Annotated in this window: 19 protein-coding genes; 6 read left to right on the forward strand and 13 right to left on the reverse strand. The window is 71.7% G+C overall.

Annotated elements, in window-relative coordinates:
- Window positions 1–7: 7 nt before the first annotated feature.
- From CS0771_RS15480 to CS0771_RS39650, 8 genes are all read right to left on the reverse strand, one after another.
- The gene (locus tag CS0771_RS15480) at window positions 8–586 is read right to left on the reverse strand and encodes a GNAT family N-acetyltransferase (RefSeq protein ID WP_212841628.1); all 579 of its coding nucleotides are present in this window, start codon (window positions 584–586) and stop codon (window positions 8–10) included.
- A 54-nt stretch (window positions 587–640) separates the two neighbouring features.
- The gene (locus CS0771_RS15485) at window positions 641–2,344 is read right to left on the reverse strand and encodes a proline--tRNA ligase (RefSeq protein WP_212841629.1); all 1,704 of its coding nucleotides are present in this window, start codon (window positions 2,342–2,344) and stop codon (window positions 641–643) included.
- A gap of 95 nt (window positions 2,345–2,439) precedes the next feature.
- On the reverse strand, window positions 2,440–3,081 hold the full coding sequence (locus tag CS0771_RS15490; protein ID WP_212841630.1) for a hypothetical protein: 642 nt from the start codon (window positions 3,079–3,081) through the stop codon (window positions 2,440–2,442).
- A 27-nt stretch (window positions 3,082–3,108) separates the two neighbouring features.
- Window positions 3,109–3,672: a septal ring lytic transglycosylase RlpA family protein gene (locus CS0771_RS15495; RefSeq protein ID WP_244870809.1), complete on the reverse strand. Its 564-nt coding sequence runs from the start codon at window positions 3,670–3,672 to the stop codon at window positions 3,109–3,111.
- 228 nt (window positions 3,673–3,900) lie between these two features.
- Window positions 3,901–4,413: a potassium channel family protein gene (locus CS0771_RS15500; protein WP_212841632.1), complete on the reverse strand. Its 513-nt coding sequence runs from the start codon at window positions 4,411–4,413 to the stop codon at window positions 3,901–3,903.
- A 35-nt stretch (window positions 4,414–4,448) separates the two neighbouring features.
- On the reverse strand, window positions 4,449–5,432 hold the full coding sequence (locus CS0771_RS15505) for a formylglycine-generating enzyme family protein (RefSeq protein ID WP_212841633.1): 984 nt from the start codon (window positions 5,430–5,432) through the stop codon (window positions 4,449–4,451).
- Between the two features lie 60 nt (window positions 5,433–5,492).
- The gene (locus tag CS0771_RS15510; RefSeq protein WP_212841634.1) at window positions 5,493–6,908 is read right to left on the reverse strand and encodes a sulfatase; all 1,416 of its coding nucleotides are present in this window, start codon (window positions 6,906–6,908) and stop codon (window positions 5,493–5,495) included.
- A gap of 140 nt (window positions 6,909–7,048) precedes the next feature.
- Window positions 7,049–7,126 (reverse strand): putative leader peptide, encoded by a 78-nt coding sequence (locus tag CS0771_RS39650; protein WP_371821583.1) that lies wholly within the window; start codon window positions 7,124–7,126, stop codon window positions 7,049–7,051.
- Between the two features lie 169 nt (window positions 7,127–7,295).
- On the opposite strand from CS0771_RS39650, the gene CS0771_RS15515 reads away from it, so the two are divergent.
- Complete coding sequence (locus CS0771_RS15515) at window positions 7,296–8,018, forward strand: hypothetical protein (protein WP_212841635.1); 723 nt, start codon at window positions 7,296–7,298, stop codon at window positions 8,016–8,018.
- 59 nt (window positions 8,019–8,077) lie between these two features.
- Window positions 8,078–8,806 (forward strand): hypothetical protein, encoded by a 729-nt coding sequence (locus CS0771_RS15520; protein WP_212841636.1) that lies wholly within the window; start codon window positions 8,078–8,080, stop codon window positions 8,804–8,806.
- Window positions 8,807–8,915: 109 nt separating this feature from the next.
- Here the strand turns inward: CS0771_RS15520 and CS0771_RS15525 are convergent, their stop codons facing one another.
- Window positions 8,916–9,722 (reverse strand): TetR/AcrR family transcriptional regulator, encoded by an 807-nt coding sequence (locus tag CS0771_RS15525; protein ID WP_212841637.1) that lies wholly within the window; start codon window positions 9,720–9,722, stop codon window positions 8,916–8,918.
- Window positions 9,723–9,783: 61 nt separating this feature from the next.
- On the opposite strand from CS0771_RS15525, the gene CS0771_RS15530 reads away from it, so the two are divergent.
- Entirely contained in the window at window positions 9,784–10,659 is an 876-nt protein-coding gene (locus CS0771_RS15530) for an alpha/beta fold hydrolase (RefSeq protein ID WP_244870810.1), read from the forward strand.
- Between the two features lie 176 nt (window positions 10,660–10,835).
- Here CS0771_RS15530 and CS0771_RS15535 read toward each other — a convergent pair whose 3' ends face one another.
- Both CS0771_RS15535 and CS0771_RS15540 read right to left on the reverse strand, forming a co-directional pair.
- Window positions 10,836–11,426: a hypothetical protein gene (locus tag CS0771_RS15535; protein ID WP_212841638.1), complete on the reverse strand. Its 591-nt coding sequence runs from the start codon at window positions 11,424–11,426 to the stop codon at window positions 10,836–10,838.
- 104 nt (window positions 11,427–11,530) lie between these two features.
- Window positions 11,531–12,514, reverse strand: a complete 984-nt coding sequence (locus tag CS0771_RS15540) for an LPXTG cell wall anchor domain-containing protein (protein WP_212841639.1) — start codon at window positions 12,512–12,514, stop codon at window positions 11,531–11,533.
- 294 nt (window positions 12,515–12,808) lie between these two features.
- On the opposite strand from CS0771_RS15540, the gene CS0771_RS15545 reads away from it, so the two are divergent.
- Window positions 12,809–13,048 (forward strand): hypothetical protein, encoded by a 240-nt coding sequence (locus CS0771_RS15545; RefSeq protein ID WP_203745106.1) that lies wholly within the window; start codon window positions 12,809–12,811, stop codon window positions 13,046–13,048.
- Window positions 13,049–13,182: 134 nt separating this feature from the next.
- Window positions 13,183–16,422 carry a lamin tail domain-containing protein gene (locus tag CS0771_RS15550; protein ID WP_212841640.1) on the forward strand — a complete coding sequence of 1,080 codons (3,240 nt, stop codon included), beginning with the start codon at window positions 13,183–13,185 and terminating at the stop codon, window positions 16,420–16,422.
- A 234-nt stretch (window positions 16,423–16,656) separates the two neighbouring features.
- On the opposite strand, the gene CS0771_RS15555 is transcribed toward CS0771_RS15550, so the two are convergent.
- Together CS0771_RS15555 and CS0771_RS15560 are read right to left on the reverse strand one after the other, a co-directional pair.
- Window positions 16,657–17,892 (reverse strand): RNA-guided endonuclease TnpB family protein, encoded by a 1,236-nt coding sequence (locus CS0771_RS15555; RefSeq protein WP_212841641.1) that lies wholly within the window; start codon window positions 17,890–17,892, stop codon window positions 16,657–16,659.
- A 302-nt stretch (window positions 17,893–18,194) separates the two neighbouring features.
- Window positions 18,195–18,572 (reverse strand): hypothetical protein, encoded by a 378-nt coding sequence (locus tag CS0771_RS15560; RefSeq protein WP_212841642.1) that lies wholly within the window; start codon window positions 18,570–18,572, stop codon window positions 18,195–18,197.
- Between CS0771_RS15560 and CS0771_RS15565 the strand changes: the two genes are divergently transcribed.
- Window positions 18,562–18,804, forward strand: a complete 243-nt coding sequence (locus CS0771_RS15565) for a hypothetical protein (RefSeq protein ID WP_212841643.1) — start codon at window positions 18,562–18,564, stop codon at window positions 18,802–18,804. The genes CS0771_RS15560 and CS0771_RS15565 overlap by 11 nt on opposite strands.
- The last annotated feature ends 132 nt before the right edge of the window (window positions 18,805–18,936 follow it).

The following is an 18,936-nucleotide window of genomic DNA, read 5'->3' on the forward strand; positions in this document are numbered from 1 at the left end:
GGATGTCTTACTGACCTGGAGCACCAGCCACCGGCCCCGCTTGAGCGCGGCGGACCTCATGCTCTTCCAGGCGCTCTCGCATCCGCTCCGTCCCGGCCTGATCCAGCTGGTAGCCCGCATCGCCGAGATCCTTCTCCAGCCGGTGGGGGACGGGCAGGCCGTCGTCGATCGGGGCGTAGCCCGCGCTGGTGTAGAGGCCGAGTGCCTCGGGCTGGCGGTCGCCGGTGCTCAGCCGCACGTGCGTGTACCCGAACTCCCGCGCCGCGGCCTCCAGCGCGCCGAGCAGCAGCCGCCCGGCCCCGCGTCCCCGCACGGACTCCTTCAGATACACCCATTTGATCTCGCCGGTCCGCGCGTCGAGCCCTTTCAGCCCACCGCACCCGACGGCGTCGTCCCCGTCGTAGACGACGAGCCACACCGCGCCCGGCGCATCAAGAACGGGCAGCTCGTCCGTCCCGGCGTCGGCGGAGAAGTCCTGCTCCGGATACCTGCGCGCCAGTTCGCTGACGAACTCCCGCCGCAACTCCCGCGACCCCGCCCCGCTGGTGTGCTCCCGCTCGATCCGCACCGTCGCGCTCCTCTCCATCGGCGATCCTGCGCGGGTGGCCCGGTTGATGGGACACCCGCGCAGGATCGGCGGTCAGTTCTCCGTGGCGCGGAGCGTGTGGGTGGTGTGGGCCACGGCGCGGGCCAGCGGGATCTTCTCCGTCTGGCCCGTGGCGCGGTCGGTGAACTCGACGGTGCCCTCGGCCAGGCCCCGGGCCGCGACGGTGATGCGGTACGGGATGCCGACCAGCTCGATGTCGCTGAACTTCACGCCGGGGCGCTCGGCTCGGTCGTCGAGCAGCACGTCCACGCGCTGGGCGCGCAGCGCGGCGTAGAGGGTCTGCGCCTCGGCCACGACCTCCTCGGACGTGCCCAGCACGGCGATGGCGACCTCGAACGGCGCGACCGCGACCGGCCAGACGATGCCCCGGTCGTCGTGGTGCGTCTCGACGATCGCCGCGAGGGCCCGCTCCACGCCGATGCCGTAGCTGCCCATGATCGGGGTGACCCGCTCGCCGTCGGCGCCGAGCACGCTGACGCCGAGGGTCTCGGTGTAGCGGCGGCCGAGCTTGAAGATGTGCCCGATCTCGACGGTGCGCAGCACTTCGAGGGGCTGCTCGCAGCGCGGGCAGGGCTCACCGGCGGTGACCTCGCGCAGGTCGGCCCAGCGGCCCACGGCGATGTCCCGGGCGACGTCGACGCCGCGCAGGTGCACGCCGTCGCGGTTGGCGCCGGTGGTCATGTCCCGCCGGTCGCGCAGCGCGAGGTCGGCCAGGATGGGCAGCTCGGTGACGCCGACGCCGCCGAGGCTGCCGGGCAGCGCGCCGAGCGCCTCCTGGATCTCCTCCGGGTGGGCGGGGCGGATCGCGACGGCGGCCAGGGTGTCGATGAGCTTCTGCTCGACCAGGGCGTGGTCGCCGCGCATGAGCACCAGGGTGAGCTGGCCGTCGACGATGTACACCAGCGTCTTGATCTGCCGGTCGGCGGTGACGCCGTAGTCGCGGACCAGGTCCTCGATGGTCCTGGCGGCAGGGGTGTCGAACGGCTCGGGCGCGTCGAGGCCCGCGCCGTCGGCGGCCGGGGCCAGGTGCGAGGTGGCCTTCTCCACGTTGGCGGCGTAGCCGCAGGCGCAGTGCACGACGAGGTCCTCGCCGGCGCTGGTGGGGCACATGAACTCGACGGAGTCGCTGCCGCCCATGATGCCGCTGGAGGCCTCGACGGCGATCGCGGGGATGCCGAGCCGGGCGAAGATGCGCACGTACGCGTCGTGGTGCCGGTCGAAGGAGCGGTCCAGCCCCGCCTCGTCGGTGTCGAAGCTGTACGAGTCCTTCATGGTGAACTCGCGCACCCGGATCAGGCCGCTCTTGGGGCGCGGCTCGTCGCGGAACTTGGTCTGGAACTGGTACCACAGCTGCGGCAGGTCGCGGTAGGAGCGCAGCTCCTGGGCGACGGTCGCGAAGATCTCCTCGTGGGTCATGCCGAGCGCGACGTCGGCGCCCTTGCGGTCGGCGAGCCGGAACATCTCCGCGCCGATCTTGTCCCAGCGTCCGCTCTTCTGCCACACCTCGGCGGGCTGCATCGTGGGCAGCAGGAACTCCTGCGCGCCGATGCGCGACATCTCCTCGCGGATCACCTCGATGATCTTCGCGCGGACCCGGACGGCCAGCGGCAGCAGCGAGTAGTGGCCCGCCATGAGCTGGCGGATGTATCCGGCCCGCAGCAGCAGCCGGTGGCTGACCGCGTCGGCGCCCGCCGGGTCCTGGCGGAGGGTCGGGACGTAGAGCTCTGACCAGCGCATTACACGTACACCTGCACTCTCTGCCATCGGCCCGGCGGCCTGTGCGCCGGTGGATCCGCCGATCCTATGGGCAGCCCGGGGCGGCGGCGACGGGATTAGGGCGTGGCGCGGTCCTGCATCTCCCATACGTGGTCCATCACGTGCCAGGCGATGCGGCGGGTGGCGTACGCCACCGGCCAGCAGCCCACCGGCGGCGGGGCGCCCGAGGACGGGGTGGCGACCACCCGCTCGATGTCGGCCCGCAGCGCCGCGATCGCGGCGGTGTCGTCGAAGGCGGGGGCCTTGTGCCGGACGCCGATCCGGCGGGCGTAGGACGCCTCGGCGCCGACCACGTGCTCGATCATCCGGTCCCGGTCGCGGCCGCCGCCGCGCGGGCCTTTGCGCAGCTCGGCCGGGCTGGCCTCGGCGACGTCGGCGAACAGGTCCCAGGCGGCGCGCAGCAGCGCGGCCTGCCGCCGGGCGGTCTGCTCGTCGCGCGGGCGGGAGTCGGCCGCGGCGGGCTGCGCCGGGGCGCCGAAGTCGGTGGTGCTGCCGCCCCGGACCCGCTCGACCACCCGCAGATCACCGAACTCGAACGGGATCCGCGCGCGCTCGGCGACGGGCGCGTAGCGCGCGGCGTAGGCGGTCAGCGCCGCCAGGGCCGACTCCGCGTCGCGGCCGGAGCGGCACCAGCCGGGCCACTCCAGCGCGCACGCGAAGATCCGTTTCGTGCCCAGTTCGAGATAGACCGATGTCACATAGACATGCTGTCATGTCTTGGGCGGCTATTTGAGGATTTCGTAGCGGACAGTTGTCACACCCGAGGACAGCTTCGCGATCTCGGCGAAGGCGGCCCGGGACAGGTCCAGGCAGCGGCCGGAGATGTACGGGCCGCGGTCGTTGATGCGTACCACGACGGACTTGCCGTTGGCGGTGTTGGTGACGCGGACCCGGGTGTCGAACTTCAGCGACTTGTGCGCCGCGGTGAGCGCGTCGGGGTCGAAGGTCTCGCCGTTGGCGGTCCCCTGCGGCTCGTCGTAGTAGGACGCCTTGCAGGTGCCGGAGCCGAGCACGGAGGCCGTCTCGGTGGGGCTGGGGCTCACTGCGGTGCGCTTGGCGGCGCGGGAGGGCCGCTGCGGCTCGCTGCGGGCCGCGGTAGCGCTGGGTGACGGCGAGGGCCGGGCGGCCGCGTTCTGCTGTGCGGCGGCGGGATCGGTGCCGGTGTTCTCCGCGCCGACCTCTGCGGCGAGGAGACCGCCTCCGGCCAGGATGGCCGTGGCGACGGTGGCGGTGGCGAGCGGGGCGACGGATCGACGGGGCTTACGGGGAAGCGAATGTCGGCCGGGCAAGGTGCTGACCTTCCGTAGGCAACAGGACGGGCGCCGGCCGCCGTTGCGGGCGGACCGGGGCCGAACCCGACCGTATCGAGGCGTGCGCATGGCATGTCAAAACGATCGTGCACATTGACCCGATTTGCCCCGCGATTTTCGCCCGATCGAACGACCGCCGCCCCCCGATCCAGCCGACCGCAAGGAAGGGCACCTTCTTATCGGTTTCCGTAGTAGAAGGTGCCCTTCCTAACTTTTCGGGGTGCTGCGGCGTTCGCGGACGCGGGCGGCGATCTGCCGGGAGAGCACGGACAGCCCGGTGGCGATGATGACGGTGTTGAACAGCATCTGCACGATGACCAGGCCGCGGGCGAGCTGCCCCTGGGCGTGCACGTCGCCGAAGCCGACCGTGGCCAGCGTCGACAGCGCGAAGTAGAGGGCGTCGACGCGGGTCTGCAGGTCGACGAACTCGCCGGGGAAGCCGACGGCGATCAGGTAGTCGGCGAGGGAGAAGAACAGCACCCCGGCGACCAGGGCGGTGAGCAGGCCGGTGAGCGGGGTGGTCTCGTCGTCGAGCTGGCGGTTGATCTGGCGCACGATGAGGTAGATCGCGAGGCCGAGCCCGGCGGCGGTGGCCAGCCCGCGCCAGACCAGCTGCCAGGTCTCGTGGTCGCTGCCGACGGGCACGACGAAGTACACGGCCACCAGCAGCGTGCTGTTCAGCAGCGCCTGCCCGATCGGGTTCCGTGGAAGCAGCGACATGCCGGTATTGTCCCCGATGTCGGGGCATACCGTGCTCAGTCGGCGGCCACCCGGAAGCCGATGTTGCCCGCGGAGCTGTCCGGGGTGTTCGACGAGCGCGCCGCGACCCGGTAGCGGTTGCAGTAGGAGTGGTGGCACATGTGCGAGCCGCCGCGCATCACCCGGGACTTGCCCTCCGGCGGCCCGGCCGGGTCCGTCCGGGGACCGGTGACGTGGAAGTCGGCGCTGAACCAGTCCGCGCACCACTCCCACACGTTGCCCGCCACGTTGTAGAGGCCGTAGCCGTTGGGCCGGAACGCCTTGACCGGCGCCGTGGCCAGGTGGCCGTCCGCGCCGGTGTTGCGGGCCGGGAACTCGCCCTGCCAGATGTTGCACTGGTGCCGCCCGCCGGGCGTCAGCTCGTCACCCCACGGGTAGCGGGCCTGCGCCAGCCCGCCCCGGGCGGCGAACTCCCACTCCGCCTCGGTGGGCAGCCGGGTGCCGGACCAGTCGCAGTACGCCTGCGCGTCGTGCCAGGACACGTGCACCACGGGATGGTTCTGCAGCGCGCCGACGCCGGAGTCCGGCCCGTACGGGTGGCGCCAGTCCGCGCCGGGCACCACCACCCACCACGGGGCGGCCTGCACCCGCTGCGCGGCACGGGCCGGGGCAGGGGGCAGGAACTGCTCGAACACGAACGAGAACCCGAACCGCTCGGCGTCGGTGACGTAGCCCGTGGCCTTGGCGAACGTGGCGAACTGGGCGTTGGTGACCGCCGTCGGGTCGATCCGGAACGGGCGCAGCGTGATCTCGCGTACCGGCCCCTCGCCGTCGGCGGGGAAACCCTCGGCGTCGTCCGTACCCATCAGGAACCGCCCACCGGGCAGCGGGATCGTGCGGGCGGCGGCCCGGGACCGGGGCGCGTGGTGAACCGGGGCGGCGTGGACGCCGGTCGCGCCCGGCCGCGCGCCGACGGTCAGCAGCGCCGGGGCGGCGCTGCCCGAGGAGGGTGCGCAGCAGGCCGGTGGGTGCTCGGTCACGGGTGCTCCTTCAGGGTGCCCGGCGGCGGGGACACTCCGCCGCCGGGCGAGCGGTGGCGGTCAGGGTGCGGTGCTGCCGGAGCTGACCCGGTCGGCGGCCAGCTGCGCGGCCAGCGCCGGGATGCCCAGCGCCTGCTCCTGCGCAGCGGTCGCCTGGTACAGCTTGTTGGTCAGCTGGTGCGGGTCGCCGACCAGGTCGTAGTACTCCCGGAACAGCACCGCGCCGGTGCCGGTGGGCAACCCGTTGGCGTCGGTGTGCAGCTGGTAGTACTCGGTGTACTGCCGGTTCGCCCCGATGTAGGAGGCCCAGGTCTGCGGCCCGCCCTCGCCCGTGCCGTGCTTGAAGAACTCGGTCAGGATGTGGTCGCGCCGGTACGAGTCCAGCAGCGAGCGCCCGTCGATCGGGTACTGCGTGCTCGGCGTGATCCCGGCCGCGTCGAGGATGGTCGGCGCGATGTCGATGTTGCCGGTCAGCCGGCTGTCGTTGGTGCCGGTGTCCAGCCCGCCCGCGGGCCAGGACACGAAGAACGGCACCTCGACGACCGGGGTGTAGGGCACCGACTTCTTGGTCCAGCCGTGGTCGCCCCAGGCGAAGCCGTTGTCGGCGATGAAGAACACCAGCGTGTTCTCCAGCTGCCCCAGCGCCTCCAGCTTGTCGTGCACGGCCTGCACGGCGTCGTCGACCGACAGCAGGGTGCGCAGCTGGTTGGTGCGGATCGCCTTCCCGTCGGCCAGGGTGCCGGTCGCGTTCTTGATGAAGCCCGGCTTGTCCGAGCGGTCCGCCTCGGGCACCGACGGGCGGCCGTTCCAGGCGGGGACCTCGGTGTCGGCGTACTTGCCCTCGGGGGTGTTCGGGCCGTGCGAGGCGTACGGGGCCAGGTAGAGGAACCACGGCCGGGTGTCGTCCACGCTGCGGTCGAGGAAGCTCAGCGCCCGGTTCTTCACCACGGTGGTGGTGTAGTTGTTGATCGTCTGCACCGTCCCGTCGACGTTCCAGGTGCCGTTGTTGAACGTCGGCGGCGCGAGCACCGCGAACTCGTCGAAGTACGGCGGGTTGTCGGCGACGTCCCAGCCGTTGAGGTACTTGCCGTACAGGCCCGTGCGGTAGCCGGCCTGCTGCAGGTAGCGCTGCACCGTCGAGTGGTGGTTCAGGTTCGCGGCGTGCTGGTTGCCGCGTACGCCGTGGTTGTGCGCGTACTGGCCGGTGAAGATCGACGAGCGGCCCGGCGCGCACAGCGGCGTGGTGGCGTGCCCGCGGGTGAACTCGACACCCTGCCCGGTGAGCCAGGCCCGGGTCTTGGGCAGCGCCCACGCGGTCTGCTTCGGATGGTCGTCGGTGACGATGACCAGGATGTTCGGCCGGGTGTCGGCGGCCTGAGCGCTCGCCGCGGGCCAGCCTGCCGCCGCGCTCGCGCCTGCCGCGGCCGAGGCCGCCAGGAACGTGCGCCGCTTCAGCGAGGGGGTGTCGTCGGACATGGCCTTCCTTTCGTACGCGCACGGCATCGCCCGCCGGGCACGGATCGGGGGACCGGCGTCACGCCGGTGAGGTGGGATTCGCTTCGGCCGGGGCGCCGCCCCGCAGCCGGAAGATCAGCGCCGTCGCCGAAACGGCGCGCTCAGCGCAGACAGAGGGCGCTCGCCTGCCGCCGCAGATCGACGTGCCGGCGGGCCGTGAACAGAACCCTGCGCCGCATACCCCCGAGCCTAGAAACCACCCTCGACGATCTCAAGAAACTCAATATTTCGTCTTCACGAACCGTATGAACAAAGGCAAGGAAGGGCACCTTCTTAACGCTTTACGTAGAGGAAGGGCACCTTCTTAACCTTCGCTGCGGTCTGGCGGCGGATCCGTACCATGCCGCCATGACCCCGACCGAGGCCCGGCGAAACGCCCTGTGGTTCCTCGCCTTCTCCGTGGCCACCGTGGCGTGCATGGGCACCGCCGCGCTGTGGGGCGAGCGGTGGCCGGCGCTGCTGGTGCTGTACATCGTGCCGCTGGCCGCCTTCGGCGTGCTGCTGTACCTCGCCCGGCGGCGGCGGGTGCGCATCGACACCAGGTTCGCCGCGTCGCACGGCGGATTCACCACCGGCATGTCCGATCGCCCCGTGATGGCGGTCTCCGCGGTGCTCTTCATCTCCTCGCAGATCGACGACGCGCTGGAGACCAGGCACGTCTGGTTTCGGGTCTTCGTCCCGGTGACGCTGGTGGTGGTCGTCGTCATGTGGACGTGGCTCATCTGGCGCGGGCATCCGCGGCTGCAGCTGCGTCCGGAGGGCATCCTTGTGCGGTCCACGCCACGTCGCAGGTTCGTGCCGTGGGAGGCGCTGCCCGTCGGGCGGCTCCCGATCTGGGCGAGGCGGCAGCCGAAGCAGTCGCCCGTGCTGCACGTGCCGGAGCCCGAGCTGATCGAACCGCCGTCCTACGAGCCCCGCGTGATCCTCGGTGACTGGGACGTCGACGAGGACCTGCTGGTGTACGCGATCGACTGGTACGCCACCCACCCCGAGGACCGCCCGCTCATCGGCACGCAGGAGGAACTCGACCGCCTCAACGCCCGCTACGACGCGACAGCGGCAGCCCTTTAGAGGAAGGGCACCTTCTTAACCCTCCGCGTGGCTGGTGCCGGCTCCGTACCATGCCCGCCATGACGGTGTACCAGGTCGCCAGGCGCGAAGCGCTGCTCTTCCTCGTGATCGGGGTGACCGCCGTCGCGTGCAACGTGACCGCGGCGATGGTGTCGGCGCGCTGGCACTGGCCCGCGGCGGTGCTCGCGTTCGGCTGGCTGCCCATCGCGTCGATCCTGTCCGGGGCGCGCACCGCGCCAGGCTGTGCGGGGTTCACCGTCGGGTACGGCGGGTTCACCACGGGTGCGGCGCGGAGCCGGGTGAGCCCCGTGGGCTGGCTCGCAATGGGCCAGGTGGCTCTCGCGGGCACCGTACGCAGCTCACACGTGCATGTTCAGATCACGACGCTGGTACTGCTGGTAACCGGTATCGCCCTGGTCACCCTGCGGATCTGGCGAGGGTTCCCACGCCTGGAGCTGCGGCCGGAGGGCATCGTCCGGCGTACGCCGTGGCGCACGTTCATCCCGTGGGACGCGCTGGAGGCCGGGCCGCAGTTGTGGGTGAACGGCCGGCGGCTCACGGTGCGCCTCGCCGAGCCCGAGTTCGTCGAACCGCTGCCAGCGCACGATCATCTGTCCCTCGGTGCCTGGGACGTGCCCGACGATCGCCTGGCGCACGCGATCGGTTGGTATGCGGAGCACGTCGACGACCGGTCGGCCATCGGCACCCCTGCCGAGCTCGACCGGTTGACCTTGCGATACGACGCTGCGGCGTACGGCCTGGACGCAGAGGCTTCGACCCGCGGCTGATCACCTCCGGCATCCGGGCATGCGCGCCCGGAGAGCCGCACTTTGCCCGTCGTGTGCTGCCGCGCTGCCTGCGGTGCGTTAAGAAGGTGCCCTTCCTCTACGTAAAGCGTTAAGAAGGTGCCCTTCCTTTCGTCAAGGCGGTGAGGAGGAGGTTGACGGCGGCGTCGAGGGTGTGGCGGGTGTGGGCCACGGGGTCGTAGGTGGACGGGGTGTCGGCCGGGGGCGGGGCGGTGGACAGGGCGGCCGAGTGGGGGAAGCGGGTCGCGAAGTCGGGGACGAGGGCGGCGAGCTGGGTGGAGCGTTCGGTCCACCACTGCTCGTCGGAGGTGCCGGTGGCGGCGGCCGCGGCGCGGGACTCGGCGGCGGTCTGGGCGGCGCCGCGGATGAGGTGGAACAGGGCGCTGACGGTGGGGCGTACGGCGGGCGCGGACACGCCGGTGCCGTGCAGGATGCCGAGCAGCGACTCCAGGACGGACTGCTCATGCGGGCCGAGGACCGGGCGGGCGAAGGAGACCTGCAGCAGCCACGGATGCGTCAGGTAGCGGGTCCACAGGTCGCCGGTCCAGGCGTGTACGGCGGCGTCGCGGCCCGCGGCCAGGTCGTAGGAGTGCGGCAGGCCGGCGTGGGCCTGGTCGTACATGAGGTCGACGAGTTCGCGCTTGCTGGGCACGTACGTGTAGAGCGCCATCGCGGAGGTGCCGAGACGTTCCCCGACGGCGCGCATGGACAGCTTCTCCATGCCGTCGGCGTCGGCGAGCGCGATCGCGGCCTCGACGATGGCATCGACGGTGAGGCCCTGCTTCGGGCCGGGCGCGGTGCGGCGTTTCGAGCCGGCGGCCTCGGCGGCGGGGGAGTGGGCGCGCCACAGCAGGGCCATGGTGCGGGCTGGGTCGCCCTGGCCGCCGTAGACCGTCATGTGACAACTCCGTACGTCGTAAGCTAATCTCGGCGAGAGGATCGGCTTACAGCATACGGAGATGGTGATGGAGAGCGTGCGGCTGCCCGGCGGCGAGACGATCGAGTTCGAGGTGCACGGTGCCGGGCCGGTGCTGCTGCTGGCCGTCGACCCCCGCCCCGTCGAGGGCGAGCAGGCGGCGTCGATGCGCGCGTGGGGCGCCGACCCGGCCCTGGGCCGGTCCCTGATCGACGGCCTGCGCGACCGGTTCCGCGTCGTCGCCGTCGGCTACGAGGCGCATGTGATGGCATCGCCCCGGCCGGGCACGCTCACGCCGGACGCCGTCGCGCGGGACCTGCTGGCCGTCGCCGACGCGGCCGGGGCCGACCGGTTCGCCTACTACGGCTACTCCTGGCTGGGCCTGGCCGGGCTCCAGCTCGCGCTGCGCACCGACCGGCTGTCGGCGCTGGTGATGGGCGGTTACCCGCCGATCGACGGCCCGTACGCGCAGATGCTGACGGTGACCACCACGGCGCACGACATGGCCCGCGCCGCCGCGGCGAACCCGCCGCAGCCGACCGGCCCCGCCGAGCCCGGCGACTGGTCGAACGCGCAGGTGACCACGTCCGAGGCGCAGACCGGGCAGTTCGTCACGCTGTACGAGTCGCTGCGCGGCTTCGACGACCGCGCCGCGCTGCCCGCGCTCACCTGCCCCCGGCTGTGTGTCGTGGGCGGGGCCGACGTCATCGAGTACCCGGAGCAGTGGGGCGGCACGGTAGTCGACATCGCCGGCCCGGTCGTCCGCCACCGCGCCGAACTGGCCGGGCTCGGCTGGGACGTCTCGGTGCTGGACGGCCTCGACCACCTGCAGGCCATGCAGGCTGCCGCCGTGCTCCCCGTCCTGCGCCCCTGGCTGGAGTCCCGCCTGGATCCGGCCGCCCCGCCCGTCCCGCGCTGATCGAGTCCGCCCCGCCCCGCCCCGCCCCGCCACGCCACGCCACGCCACGCCCGTCCGCGTCCCGCGTTGATCGTCCGACTTGCCAGGCATACGGGCGAAAGCGCGCTCAAGATACGCCCAGGTGCCAGGCAAGTCGGACGATCAAGCAAGCGGGCCGCGGGCCGGGACGAGGCGGGTCAGGTGGTCTTGGGGCGGCGGGGGCGGCCCGCCAGGAAGCACAGCAGGCCGGTGGCCAGGTACAGGACCAGCAGCGCGAGCCAGCTCTGCCGGTGCTCGGCGACCTCGGCGGGCAGCATCGGGTGGGCCAGGCCGTCCGGCTCCTCCACCACGGTCAGCGACTCGCCCACCCGGTACGCCTGCTCGTCCAGGCTCAGCTCGCCGCCGATGGCGCGGCCGGACAGCGCCGTCACGGTGTAGTGGTAGCGGTCGGCCGGGCCGTCGCTCTCGCGCAGGCTCATCGTCTGCGCCTCCACCTGGCCGCCGCGCAGCTGCAGCAGGCTGGGTCCGGTCTCCTGCAGCACGCTCACCACGAACAGGAAGCCGAGCACCGCGGCCACGGCCGTCCACACCGGGCGGAACCCCGACAGCCAGAACCACCCCGCGACCAGACCCGCCGCCAGCACGAGCCCGATCACCAGGCCACGGTGCTCGGCCGGCAGCAGCGCACTGCCGGCCAGCGCGGCGATCAGCGCGCCGACGGTGATGATCAGGAACAGGCGTACACCCCGGAACTGGCGGGGGTGCAGCACGCGGAGGGGGTTGCGCATGGCAGAGAGGGTAAGGCCCGCCCGCGGCGGCCGTCGTCCACCCGCACGGACAGAAAAGGAGGGCTCCCCGGCCGGGAAGCCCTCCTTTTCGGTATGCCTTACGGTCAGGCGCTCAGCTCACGCCGCCGCCGGACCGCGAGCAGCAGGACCGCGCCGGTGGCGATCAGCGCGACACCCGCGACGGCGATCGCGGTGACGGCGGTGCCGGTGCGCGGCAGCTCGGCGCCCGCGCTCGGGCTGGCCGACGCCGACGGCGTGTTGCCGGCCGACGGGCTGGTGGACGTGCTCGCCGACGGCGAGGCGCTGGCCGACGTGCTCGGCTCGGGCGAGTTGCTCGGCTCCGGAGAGTTGCTGGGCTCCGGCGAGTTGCTCGGCTCGGGGGAGTCGCTGGGCTCCGGGGAGTCGCTGGGCTCGGGCGAGTCGCTGGGCTCGGGGGAGTCGCTCGGCTCGGGCGAGACGCTGGTCTCCGGCGAGGGGGTGACCTCGGGGGACGGCGAGGTGCTGGTCTCCGGCGACGGGGAGACCGAGTCCGACGGCGACGGGCCGGGCGTCGGGGACTGGCTCACCTCGGGCGACGGCGAGGCGGACGGCGACGGGCTGGGCGACGGCGCCGGCTTGCCGGCGCAGGTGTGCGTGACGACCAGCTTGAGCTCGTCCTTCGCGTTCTTCTGGTCGATCTTCGCCTGGGCGGTGAGCAGCTTCCAGCCCTGGGGCACGACGACCCAGGCCAGGTGCGGGTTGTTCGCGTTGGCGAAGCCGTGCGGGTACGGGTCGTTGTCGCCCGTCTTGATGTAGGTGGTGACGGTTCCGTCGCCGGTGTCGAACTTGGCCCACATGCCGACGGCCTTGTCGAACTCGTTCGACGGGGAGTTGAACACCCAGCCGTCCTTGGTGTCGCCGATGTTGCCGACCTCGTTGCAGTCCCTCTTGTACGCCTTGGCGTAGGTGCCCTGGTGAGGCTCGTGCAGGACGGTGTTGTACGGCGCGTCCGGGGTCTCGTCGGCCAGTGCCGGGATGGCGGCGAAGCCGACGGTGCCGGTAGCGAGCACCGCGCCCGCGACGATCGCGATGCGCCAGCGCTTGTCCATGTTCTCTCCGAGGGGGCGTGAGGTCAGCAGAGTGCACGGTCATCCTGCCGGTCCCCGCCCCTGTTTTGATCATGTCGATGGCCCGTCCTGCCGGGCCGGGAGGCCACCTGACCTGGCCGAACGGTCAGGTCGTGACGTGCACTTGTCGTTCGGTGGCGACAGGTCGTCAGCCGATCGGCGGCACATTCCACCGGAGCGTGCCTGATCCGGTGTGAGGACGGTCTCGCGCCGCGGTCGGGTCCGCGGCCGGGGCGGGCCGGTTTTCGTCCCGGCGGCGCGGGTATGACCAGCGGCATGACGCAGACAGTGCAGACCCGAGGTGACGGGCACGACGAGATCCTCGCCCTGGACACGACCGGTGACGGCAAGCCCGATCTGTGGGCCATCGACACCGACGGCGACGGCACCGCCGACCTGTTCCAGTCGGACACCGACGGTGACGGCAAGCCGGACGTGACGATGGTCGACCTCACCCAGGACGGCACCATGGACGTCATCGTCGACGGCGACGGCGGCCACCCGCCGGTGGCCTGACCGGTGCATTTCACGAGGATGGATGCCGTGCTCCGCCACAGACCGTCCACAGTGTTCACCCGCAGGTCACGGCGGCGGGTGGACCGGATATTGACTGGCCAGTAGGGTCATCCTCCTAACCCCGGGAGGATCTGATGCGTCGCACTATGCGCGCCGCCGTTGTACTGGCCGTGTTGGCAGGCTTCACGGCGGTGGGACCCGCCGCCGTGGCCGCGCCCACCGACCTGCTCATCTCCGAGTACGTCGAGGGCAGCTCCAACAACAAGGCACTGGAGTTCTACAACGGCACCGGCTCGGCCGTGGACCTGGCCGCCGGACAGTACGTCGTGCAGTTCTACTTCAACGGCGCCACCACCGCCGGCGGGACCGTCGCGCTGACCGGCACGGTCGCCGACGGCGACGTGTACGTGCTGGCCCACGCCAGCGCCGTCGCCGCGGTCCTCGCCCAGGCCGACCAGACCAGCTCGGCCAGCTTCTACAACGGCGATGACGCGATCGTGCTGCGCAAGGGCGGCGCGGCCGGGACGGTCGTGGACTCGATCGGGCAGATCGGCACCGACCCCGGCACCGAGTGGGGCACCGGCCTGAACAGCACCGCCGACAACACCATCCGCCGCGACGCGGCCGTGACCACGGGCGACACCGAGCCTGGCGACGCGTTCGACCCGGCCACCGGCTGGACCGGCTTCGCTGTGGACACCTTCGACGGCCTGGGCGCGCACAGCACCGGCGGCGGCCCCGTCGACGCTCCCGCGACGCTCACCTGCGGCGGAGCCCTCACCGTGTCGCAGGGCCAGGCCGGCACCCGCACGGTCACCGCCACGGACCCCGACGACACGATCGTCGACCTGGCCGTCACCGCCGTCAGCCCGGCCCCCGCCGCGGGCACCATCACCCGCACCGCGTTCACCCCGGCCTCCGCGACCGGCGGCACCGCCTCCGCGACGATCACCGCCGACGCGGACCTGCCCTTCGGCGCGTACGCGGTCACCGTGGCCGCCACCGACACCGACGGCACCACCGCCACCTGCGGCTTCACCGTCAACGTGAACCGGGTGCTGACCGTCGGCGAGGTCCAGGGCGCCACCACCGACGCCGAGAACGGCGTGCAGGACCGCTCGCCGCTGGCCCCGGCCACCGGCACGGGCACCAGCAGCGCGCTGTACGACGTGCGCGGCGTGATCACCCAGCGCACCCTGGCCAAGACCTCCGCCGGCGCCGCGCAGTACGGCTTCTACCTGCAGTCGCGCAACGGCGCCACGGACGGCGACCCGAACAGCTCCGACGGGATCTTCGTGTTCATGGGCGGCTTCAGCTCGCTCATCGGCGGCTACGTGCCGCAGGTCGGCGACGAGGTCGTGCTGCGGGCCCGGGTCTCGGAGTACTTCTTCATGACCCAGCTGTCGTCCGCGTCGCTGGTCCGCGTCATCGAGTCCGGCGTCACCGACTACGCCGTCACGAACGCCATGCCGCCGCAGGAGCTGGCCGCGGCGAACCGGTTCTGGGAGCGCCACGAGGGCGAGCAGCTGCGCGTGCGCGCCGGCAGCGTCGCCGCCAGCGGCCGTGACGTGTTCGGCTCCACCGCCGACTCCGAGATCTACGTGCTCGACGTCGACGACCCGCTGCTGGACCGGACGGACCCGGTGACCCGCCGCGTCTACCGCGACGCGCACCCGATGGACAACGACACCGCGCACGTCTTCGACGACGGCAACGGCACCCGCATCATGCTCGGCACCACCGGCGTGAAGTGGACCAGCCAGAGCGTGGACACGCTGCTGCCGCCCGCGCACACCTTCGACGTGCTGGCGGCCGACGCGGTCGGCGGCCTCGGCTTCTCCTTCGACAAGTACGGCATCCAGGTCGCCGCCGCCGACTTCGGCGCGGGCACCGACCCGTCCGCGAACAACCCGCCCGCCCCGGCGCAGCGCGACCGGGAGCTGGCCGTGGCCACGTACAACGTCGAGAACCTGTACGACTTCCGCGACGACCCGTTCGACGGCTGCGACTTCCTGGGCAACTCCGGCTGCCCCGGCGTCTCCCCGCCGTTCGACTACGTGCCGGCCAACGCGGCGGACTACCAGGCGCACCTGGGCGCGCTCGCCGCGCAGATCGCCGGTGACCTGCACGCCCCCGACCTGCTGCTGGTGCAGGAGGCCGAGGACCAGGACATCTGCACCGTCACTGACGGCGCGATGAGCTGCGGCGACGTGAACAACGCCGACGGCAAGCCGGACACGCTGCAGGAGCTGGCGCTGGCCGTCGCGGCCGCGGGCGGGCCGGCGTACGACGCCGCGTACGACCGTGACGGCTCCGACGCCCGGGGCATCGTCGCCGGGTTCCTCTACCGCACCGACCGGCTGTCGCTGGCGGCCCCGGCCTCGGTGCTGACCGCGGAGCCGGGCGTCGTGTACCGCGGCGAGGGCCTGGCCTACAACGCTCACGTGCAGAACCCGAAGGTGCTCAACGCGGACCTGCCCTCGGACGTGGACACGTCCACCGGCGTGGACGGGTCGAACGTGTTCACCCGTGCCCCGCAGGTGGCCCGGTTCACCGTCGCCGCCGCGCCCGGCGGCACGGAGTCCTACGAGCTGTGGGCGGTCTCCAACCACTACTCGTCGACCCCGCAGGCGCGCGTCGGCCAGCGCACCGAGCAGGCCGCGTACGGTGCGGCGATCGTCGCCGCGATCGAGTCCGCCCAGCCGCACGCCCGGGTGGTGTACGGCGGTGACCTGAACGTGTTCCCGCGCCCGGACGACCCGATCGCGATGTCGGACACCGACACCCCGTCGGACCAGCTCAAGCCGCTGTACGACCTGGGCCTGCACAACCTGTGGCAGGACCTGGCCGCGCAGGTGCCGGGCAGCGCGTACTCGTACGTGTTCCAGGGCCAGGCGCAGACGCTGGACCACCTGTTCGTCAACGACGAGCTGTACGGTGACCTGGTGAAGATCCGGGCCGCGCACATCAACGCGGACTGGCCGGCCGAGCACGACGGCGACGGCGCGCGCGGCGCCAGCGACCACGACCCGCAGGTGGCCCTGTTCCGCAGCCGGGCCCGCCTGTCGGTCTCGGACGCCACGGCCGCCGAGGGGCAGCCGCTGCCGTTCACGGTCACCCTGTCCCGGCCGCTGTCGCAGGACCTGACCGTGTGCGCGGCCACCGTGCCGGACTCGGCGAAGGTGAACGCGGACTTCACGCCGTACCTGGGCTGCAAGACCATCCCGGCGGGCGAGGTGTCGGTGACGTTCCCGGTGGAGACGAAGCTGGACCGGCACGCCGAGCCGGCCGAGCGGCTGTACCTGGCCGCGGTGGCCGACCCGCGCGTGGTCGACCTGGCCGACCTCTCCGGCACCGGCACCATCACGAACTAGCGGTGGGGCACGTGGGGCCGGGGCGCTGACGCGCCCCGGCCCCACTGTCGTTCCGCCCCGCTGATCATCCGACTTGCCTGGCAGGTGGGCGTATCTTGGCCTCCCTTTCGCCCGTGTGCTCGGCAAGTCGGGCGATCTTGGTGCGATGGGGTCAGGTGGCCGTGATCGTGGCGTTGTTGGTGATGAAGTCCTTGCCGCCGGAGGACGAGGTGATCTCTTGACGATCTCTTCGCCCTAAAGGACGGAGATTCCCTCCACGCTGCGCGTGGACCGCGCGGCGTCCGGGTGGATTCCTGCTTCCCGGCGCGGTGCCGGCACGGATGCCGGTCTTACCTGCGCTCCACAGGCGTTTGAGTTGTCCCGGCGTCCCCGGGCCAACACGTTGATCGCCGCGTTGACGTCCCGGTCGTGGACCGTGCCGCACGGGCAGGTCCACGACCGGACCGACAGCGGTTTGGGTCCGTCGAGCCGGCCGCACGCCGAACACGTCTGCGACGTGGGCGCGAACCGGTCGATCCTGGCGAAGGTGCGCCCGTACCGGGCGGCCTTGTACTCCAGCATGCCGGTGAAGGCGGCCCACCCGGCGTCGTGGACGCTCTTGGCCAGCCGGGTCCGGCCGAGACCGGCAACGCACAGGTCCTCGACGTACACCGCTTGGTTGTCGCGGATGATCGCCGTGGACAGCTTGTGCTGCCAGTCCCGCCGGGTGTCGGCCACCCGCGCGTGAGCGCGGGCGACCTTCACCACGGCCTTGCCGCGGTTGGCCGAGCCCTTCTGCTTGCGGGACAGGGCCTGTTGCAGCCGCCTGAGCTTGCGGGCGGCCCGGCGCAGGAACTTCGGCGCGGCTGTCTTCGTACCGTCGGACAGGACGGCGAAGTGGGTCAGGCCCAGATCGATGCCGACCTCGGAGGTGACCGGCGGCAGCGTCTCGTCCTCGGCGGTGGTCACGACGAACGAGGCGAAGTACCGGCCTGCCGCGTCCCGGATGATCGCCACGGACGACGGGTCGCAGGGCAGGCTTCTTGACCAGCGCACCTGCAGGTCGCCTATCTTCGGCAGGCGCAGTCGGCCGTTGTCGCAGACCTTGAACCGGGAGTTCTTCGTGAACCGGATCGCCTGCCGGTTGTCCTTGCGTGACCGGAACCTCGGCGGGCCGACCTTGCGGCCCTTGCGCCTGCCGGTGACCGAGGAGAAAAAGTTGCGGTATGCGGTGTTCAGGTCCGCCAGGGCCTGCTGCAACACCACAGCCGACACCTGTCCGAGCCACGCCCGGGCCTCGGTCTGCTTGGCCTCGGTGATCACACGGCGCGACAGCTCCCCGTCCGACAGGTATTTCCCGCCCTGCTCGCGGGCCTGCTGACGCAGCCGCAGCCCGTCGTTGAACACCACCCGCGCACACCCGAACGCCTTCGCCAGCTCGATCTGCTGGCCGGGCGTCGGGTAGACGCGGAAGTTGTAACGCAGCTGCACGATCACAAATCATATCATGTTGGTCTATGGCCGATATCGAAGGCATCCGTACTGGCAGACACCGTGTCTTCGCGATGCACGAGTCGTCGAAACGCTTCGACAGCCCGCGCGTGCTCTGGCCATGTCCGAACGTCCGATATCTCGACGTTAGCCATGAGATTCATCGAAATCAATGCCAATTTCGCGGGTCGGCAAACTATTTCGAGGCAGCTCATCGCATAAGAGCCGGCTCGGGATCGACCTGACCGAACGGCTGATCTTGACGGTATGTCGGGCGGTCGATACCGTCTGCCGGATTCTGATCACGGAACGGGGACGGCGATGGACGACCAGGCTCGGCAGCCGATGGCTCCGGCACTGCGCAACACGTTGATCGGGCTGGTCGCGCTGGCGGTCGTCGGCGCGGCTGGCGCATACGCCCTCTCCCGGCCGAGCGGCCCAGAGGCGGCCCCGGCGGCAGTGCTCGTCAGTTCGCCGTCGGCCACGGCGAGCGCGTCGCCGAGCCCCGCCCCCTCGCTGAGTGCTGCCCCGTCGCCGAGCGCCAGTCCGGCCGCCGCACCGAAGCCGTCGCCCACGAAGGCGCCGACGCGCAAGCCGAGCCCGTCGCCCACTGCGAAGCTGAAGCTGCGTGCGCTCAGCGTGCAGTCGACCATGGACGGCAGCAGGTACATGGTGAACATCACCGCGACGGTTTCCGGCAGCGGCAGCGTGAAGCTGTGGGTCACCGTCAGCTACGGCGGGGGCAAGGACATGAGCAAGACGGTCACCCTGACCGGCAGCACCGGGCAGCTCACCCGCACCGTGACCTTCGACCGGAAGACGTTGTGCCCGTCGGCCGAGCACGGCGTCGCGCTCGTCGTGCAGCCGTACCCCGGCGGCGACCCGGCTGCGTTCGACCAGGCGAGCTGCTGACCAGCAGGCCACTCGGTGCGTTGCGGCGGCTGGAAGCACACCGGCCGGACGTCGCGCCGGATCGGCGCACCCGGCCCGGCCGGTGGCCAGGCTCCCGACCTCCCGTGCTGACGGCAGCCTTGATCGGGCAAG

It is taken from the genome of Catellatospora sp. IY07-71 (assembly GCF_018326265.1).
In the GTDB taxonomy this organism is placed as follows: Bacteria; Actinomycetota; Actinomycetes; order Mycobacteriales; family Micromonosporaceae; genus Catellatospora.

Bases quoted from the DNA above. Each gene is read 5' to 3' on its own strand.
- CS0771_RS15530 (WP_244870810.1), top strand. From the start codon at position 9,784: ATGGTGATGGAGAGCGTGCGGCTGCCCGGCGGCGAGACGATCGAGTTC.
- CS0771_RS15560 (WP_212841642.1), bottom strand. From the start codon at position 18,572: ATGTTCACCATGTACCTGCTGCCGTCCATGGTCGACTGCACGCTGAGC.
- CS0771_RS15520 (WP_212841636.1), top strand. From the start codon at position 8,078: ATGACGGTGTACCAGGTCGCCAGGCGCGAAGCGCTGCTCTTCCTCGTG.
- CS0771_RS15550 (WP_212841640.1), top strand. From the start codon at position 13,183: ATGCGTCGCACTATGCGCGCCGCCGTTGTACTGGCCGTGTTGGCAGGC.
- CS0771_RS15525 (WP_212841637.1), bottom strand. From the start codon at position 9,722: ATGACGGTCTACGGCGGCCAGGGCGACCCAGCCCGCACCATGGCCCTG.
- CS0771_RS15540 (WP_212841639.1), bottom strand. From the start codon at position 12,514: ATGGACAAGCGCTGGCGCATCGCGATCGTCGCGGGCGCGGTGCTCGCT.
- CS0771_RS15545 (WP_203745106.1), top strand. From the start codon at position 12,809: ATGACGCAGACAGTGCAGACCCGAGGTGACGGGCACGACGAGATCCTC.
- CS0771_RS15535 (WP_212841638.1), bottom strand. From the start codon at position 11,426: ATGCGCAACCCCCTCCGCGTGCTGCACCCCCGCCAGTTCCGGGGTGTA.
- CS0771_RS39650 (WP_371821583.1), bottom strand. From the start codon at position 7,126: ATGCGGCGCAGGGTTCTGTTCACGGCCCGCCGGCACGTCGATCTGCGG.
- CS0771_RS15515 (WP_212841635.1), top strand. From the start codon at position 7,296: ATGACCCCGACCGAGGCCCGGCGAAACGCCCTGTGGTTCCTCGCCTTC.
- CS0771_RS15480 (WP_212841628.1), bottom strand. From the start codon at position 586: ATGGAGAGGAGCGCGACGGTGCGGATCGAGCGGGAGCACACCAGCGGG.
- CS0771_RS15510 (WP_212841634.1), bottom strand. From the start codon at position 6,908: ATGTCCGACGACACCCCCTCGCTGAAGCGGCGCACGTTCCTGGCGGCC.
- CS0771_RS15485 (WP_212841629.1), bottom strand. From the start codon at position 2,344: ATGCGCTGGTCAGAGCTCTACGTCCCGACCCTCCGCCAGGACCCGGCG.
- CS0771_RS15565 (WP_212841643.1), top strand. From the start codon at position 18,562: ATGGTGAACATCACCGCGACGGTTTCCGGCAGCGGCAGCGTGAAGCTG.
- CS0771_RS15500 (WP_212841632.1), bottom strand. From the start codon at position 4,413: ATGTCGCTGCTTCCACGGAACCCGATCGGGCAGGCGCTGCTGAACAGC.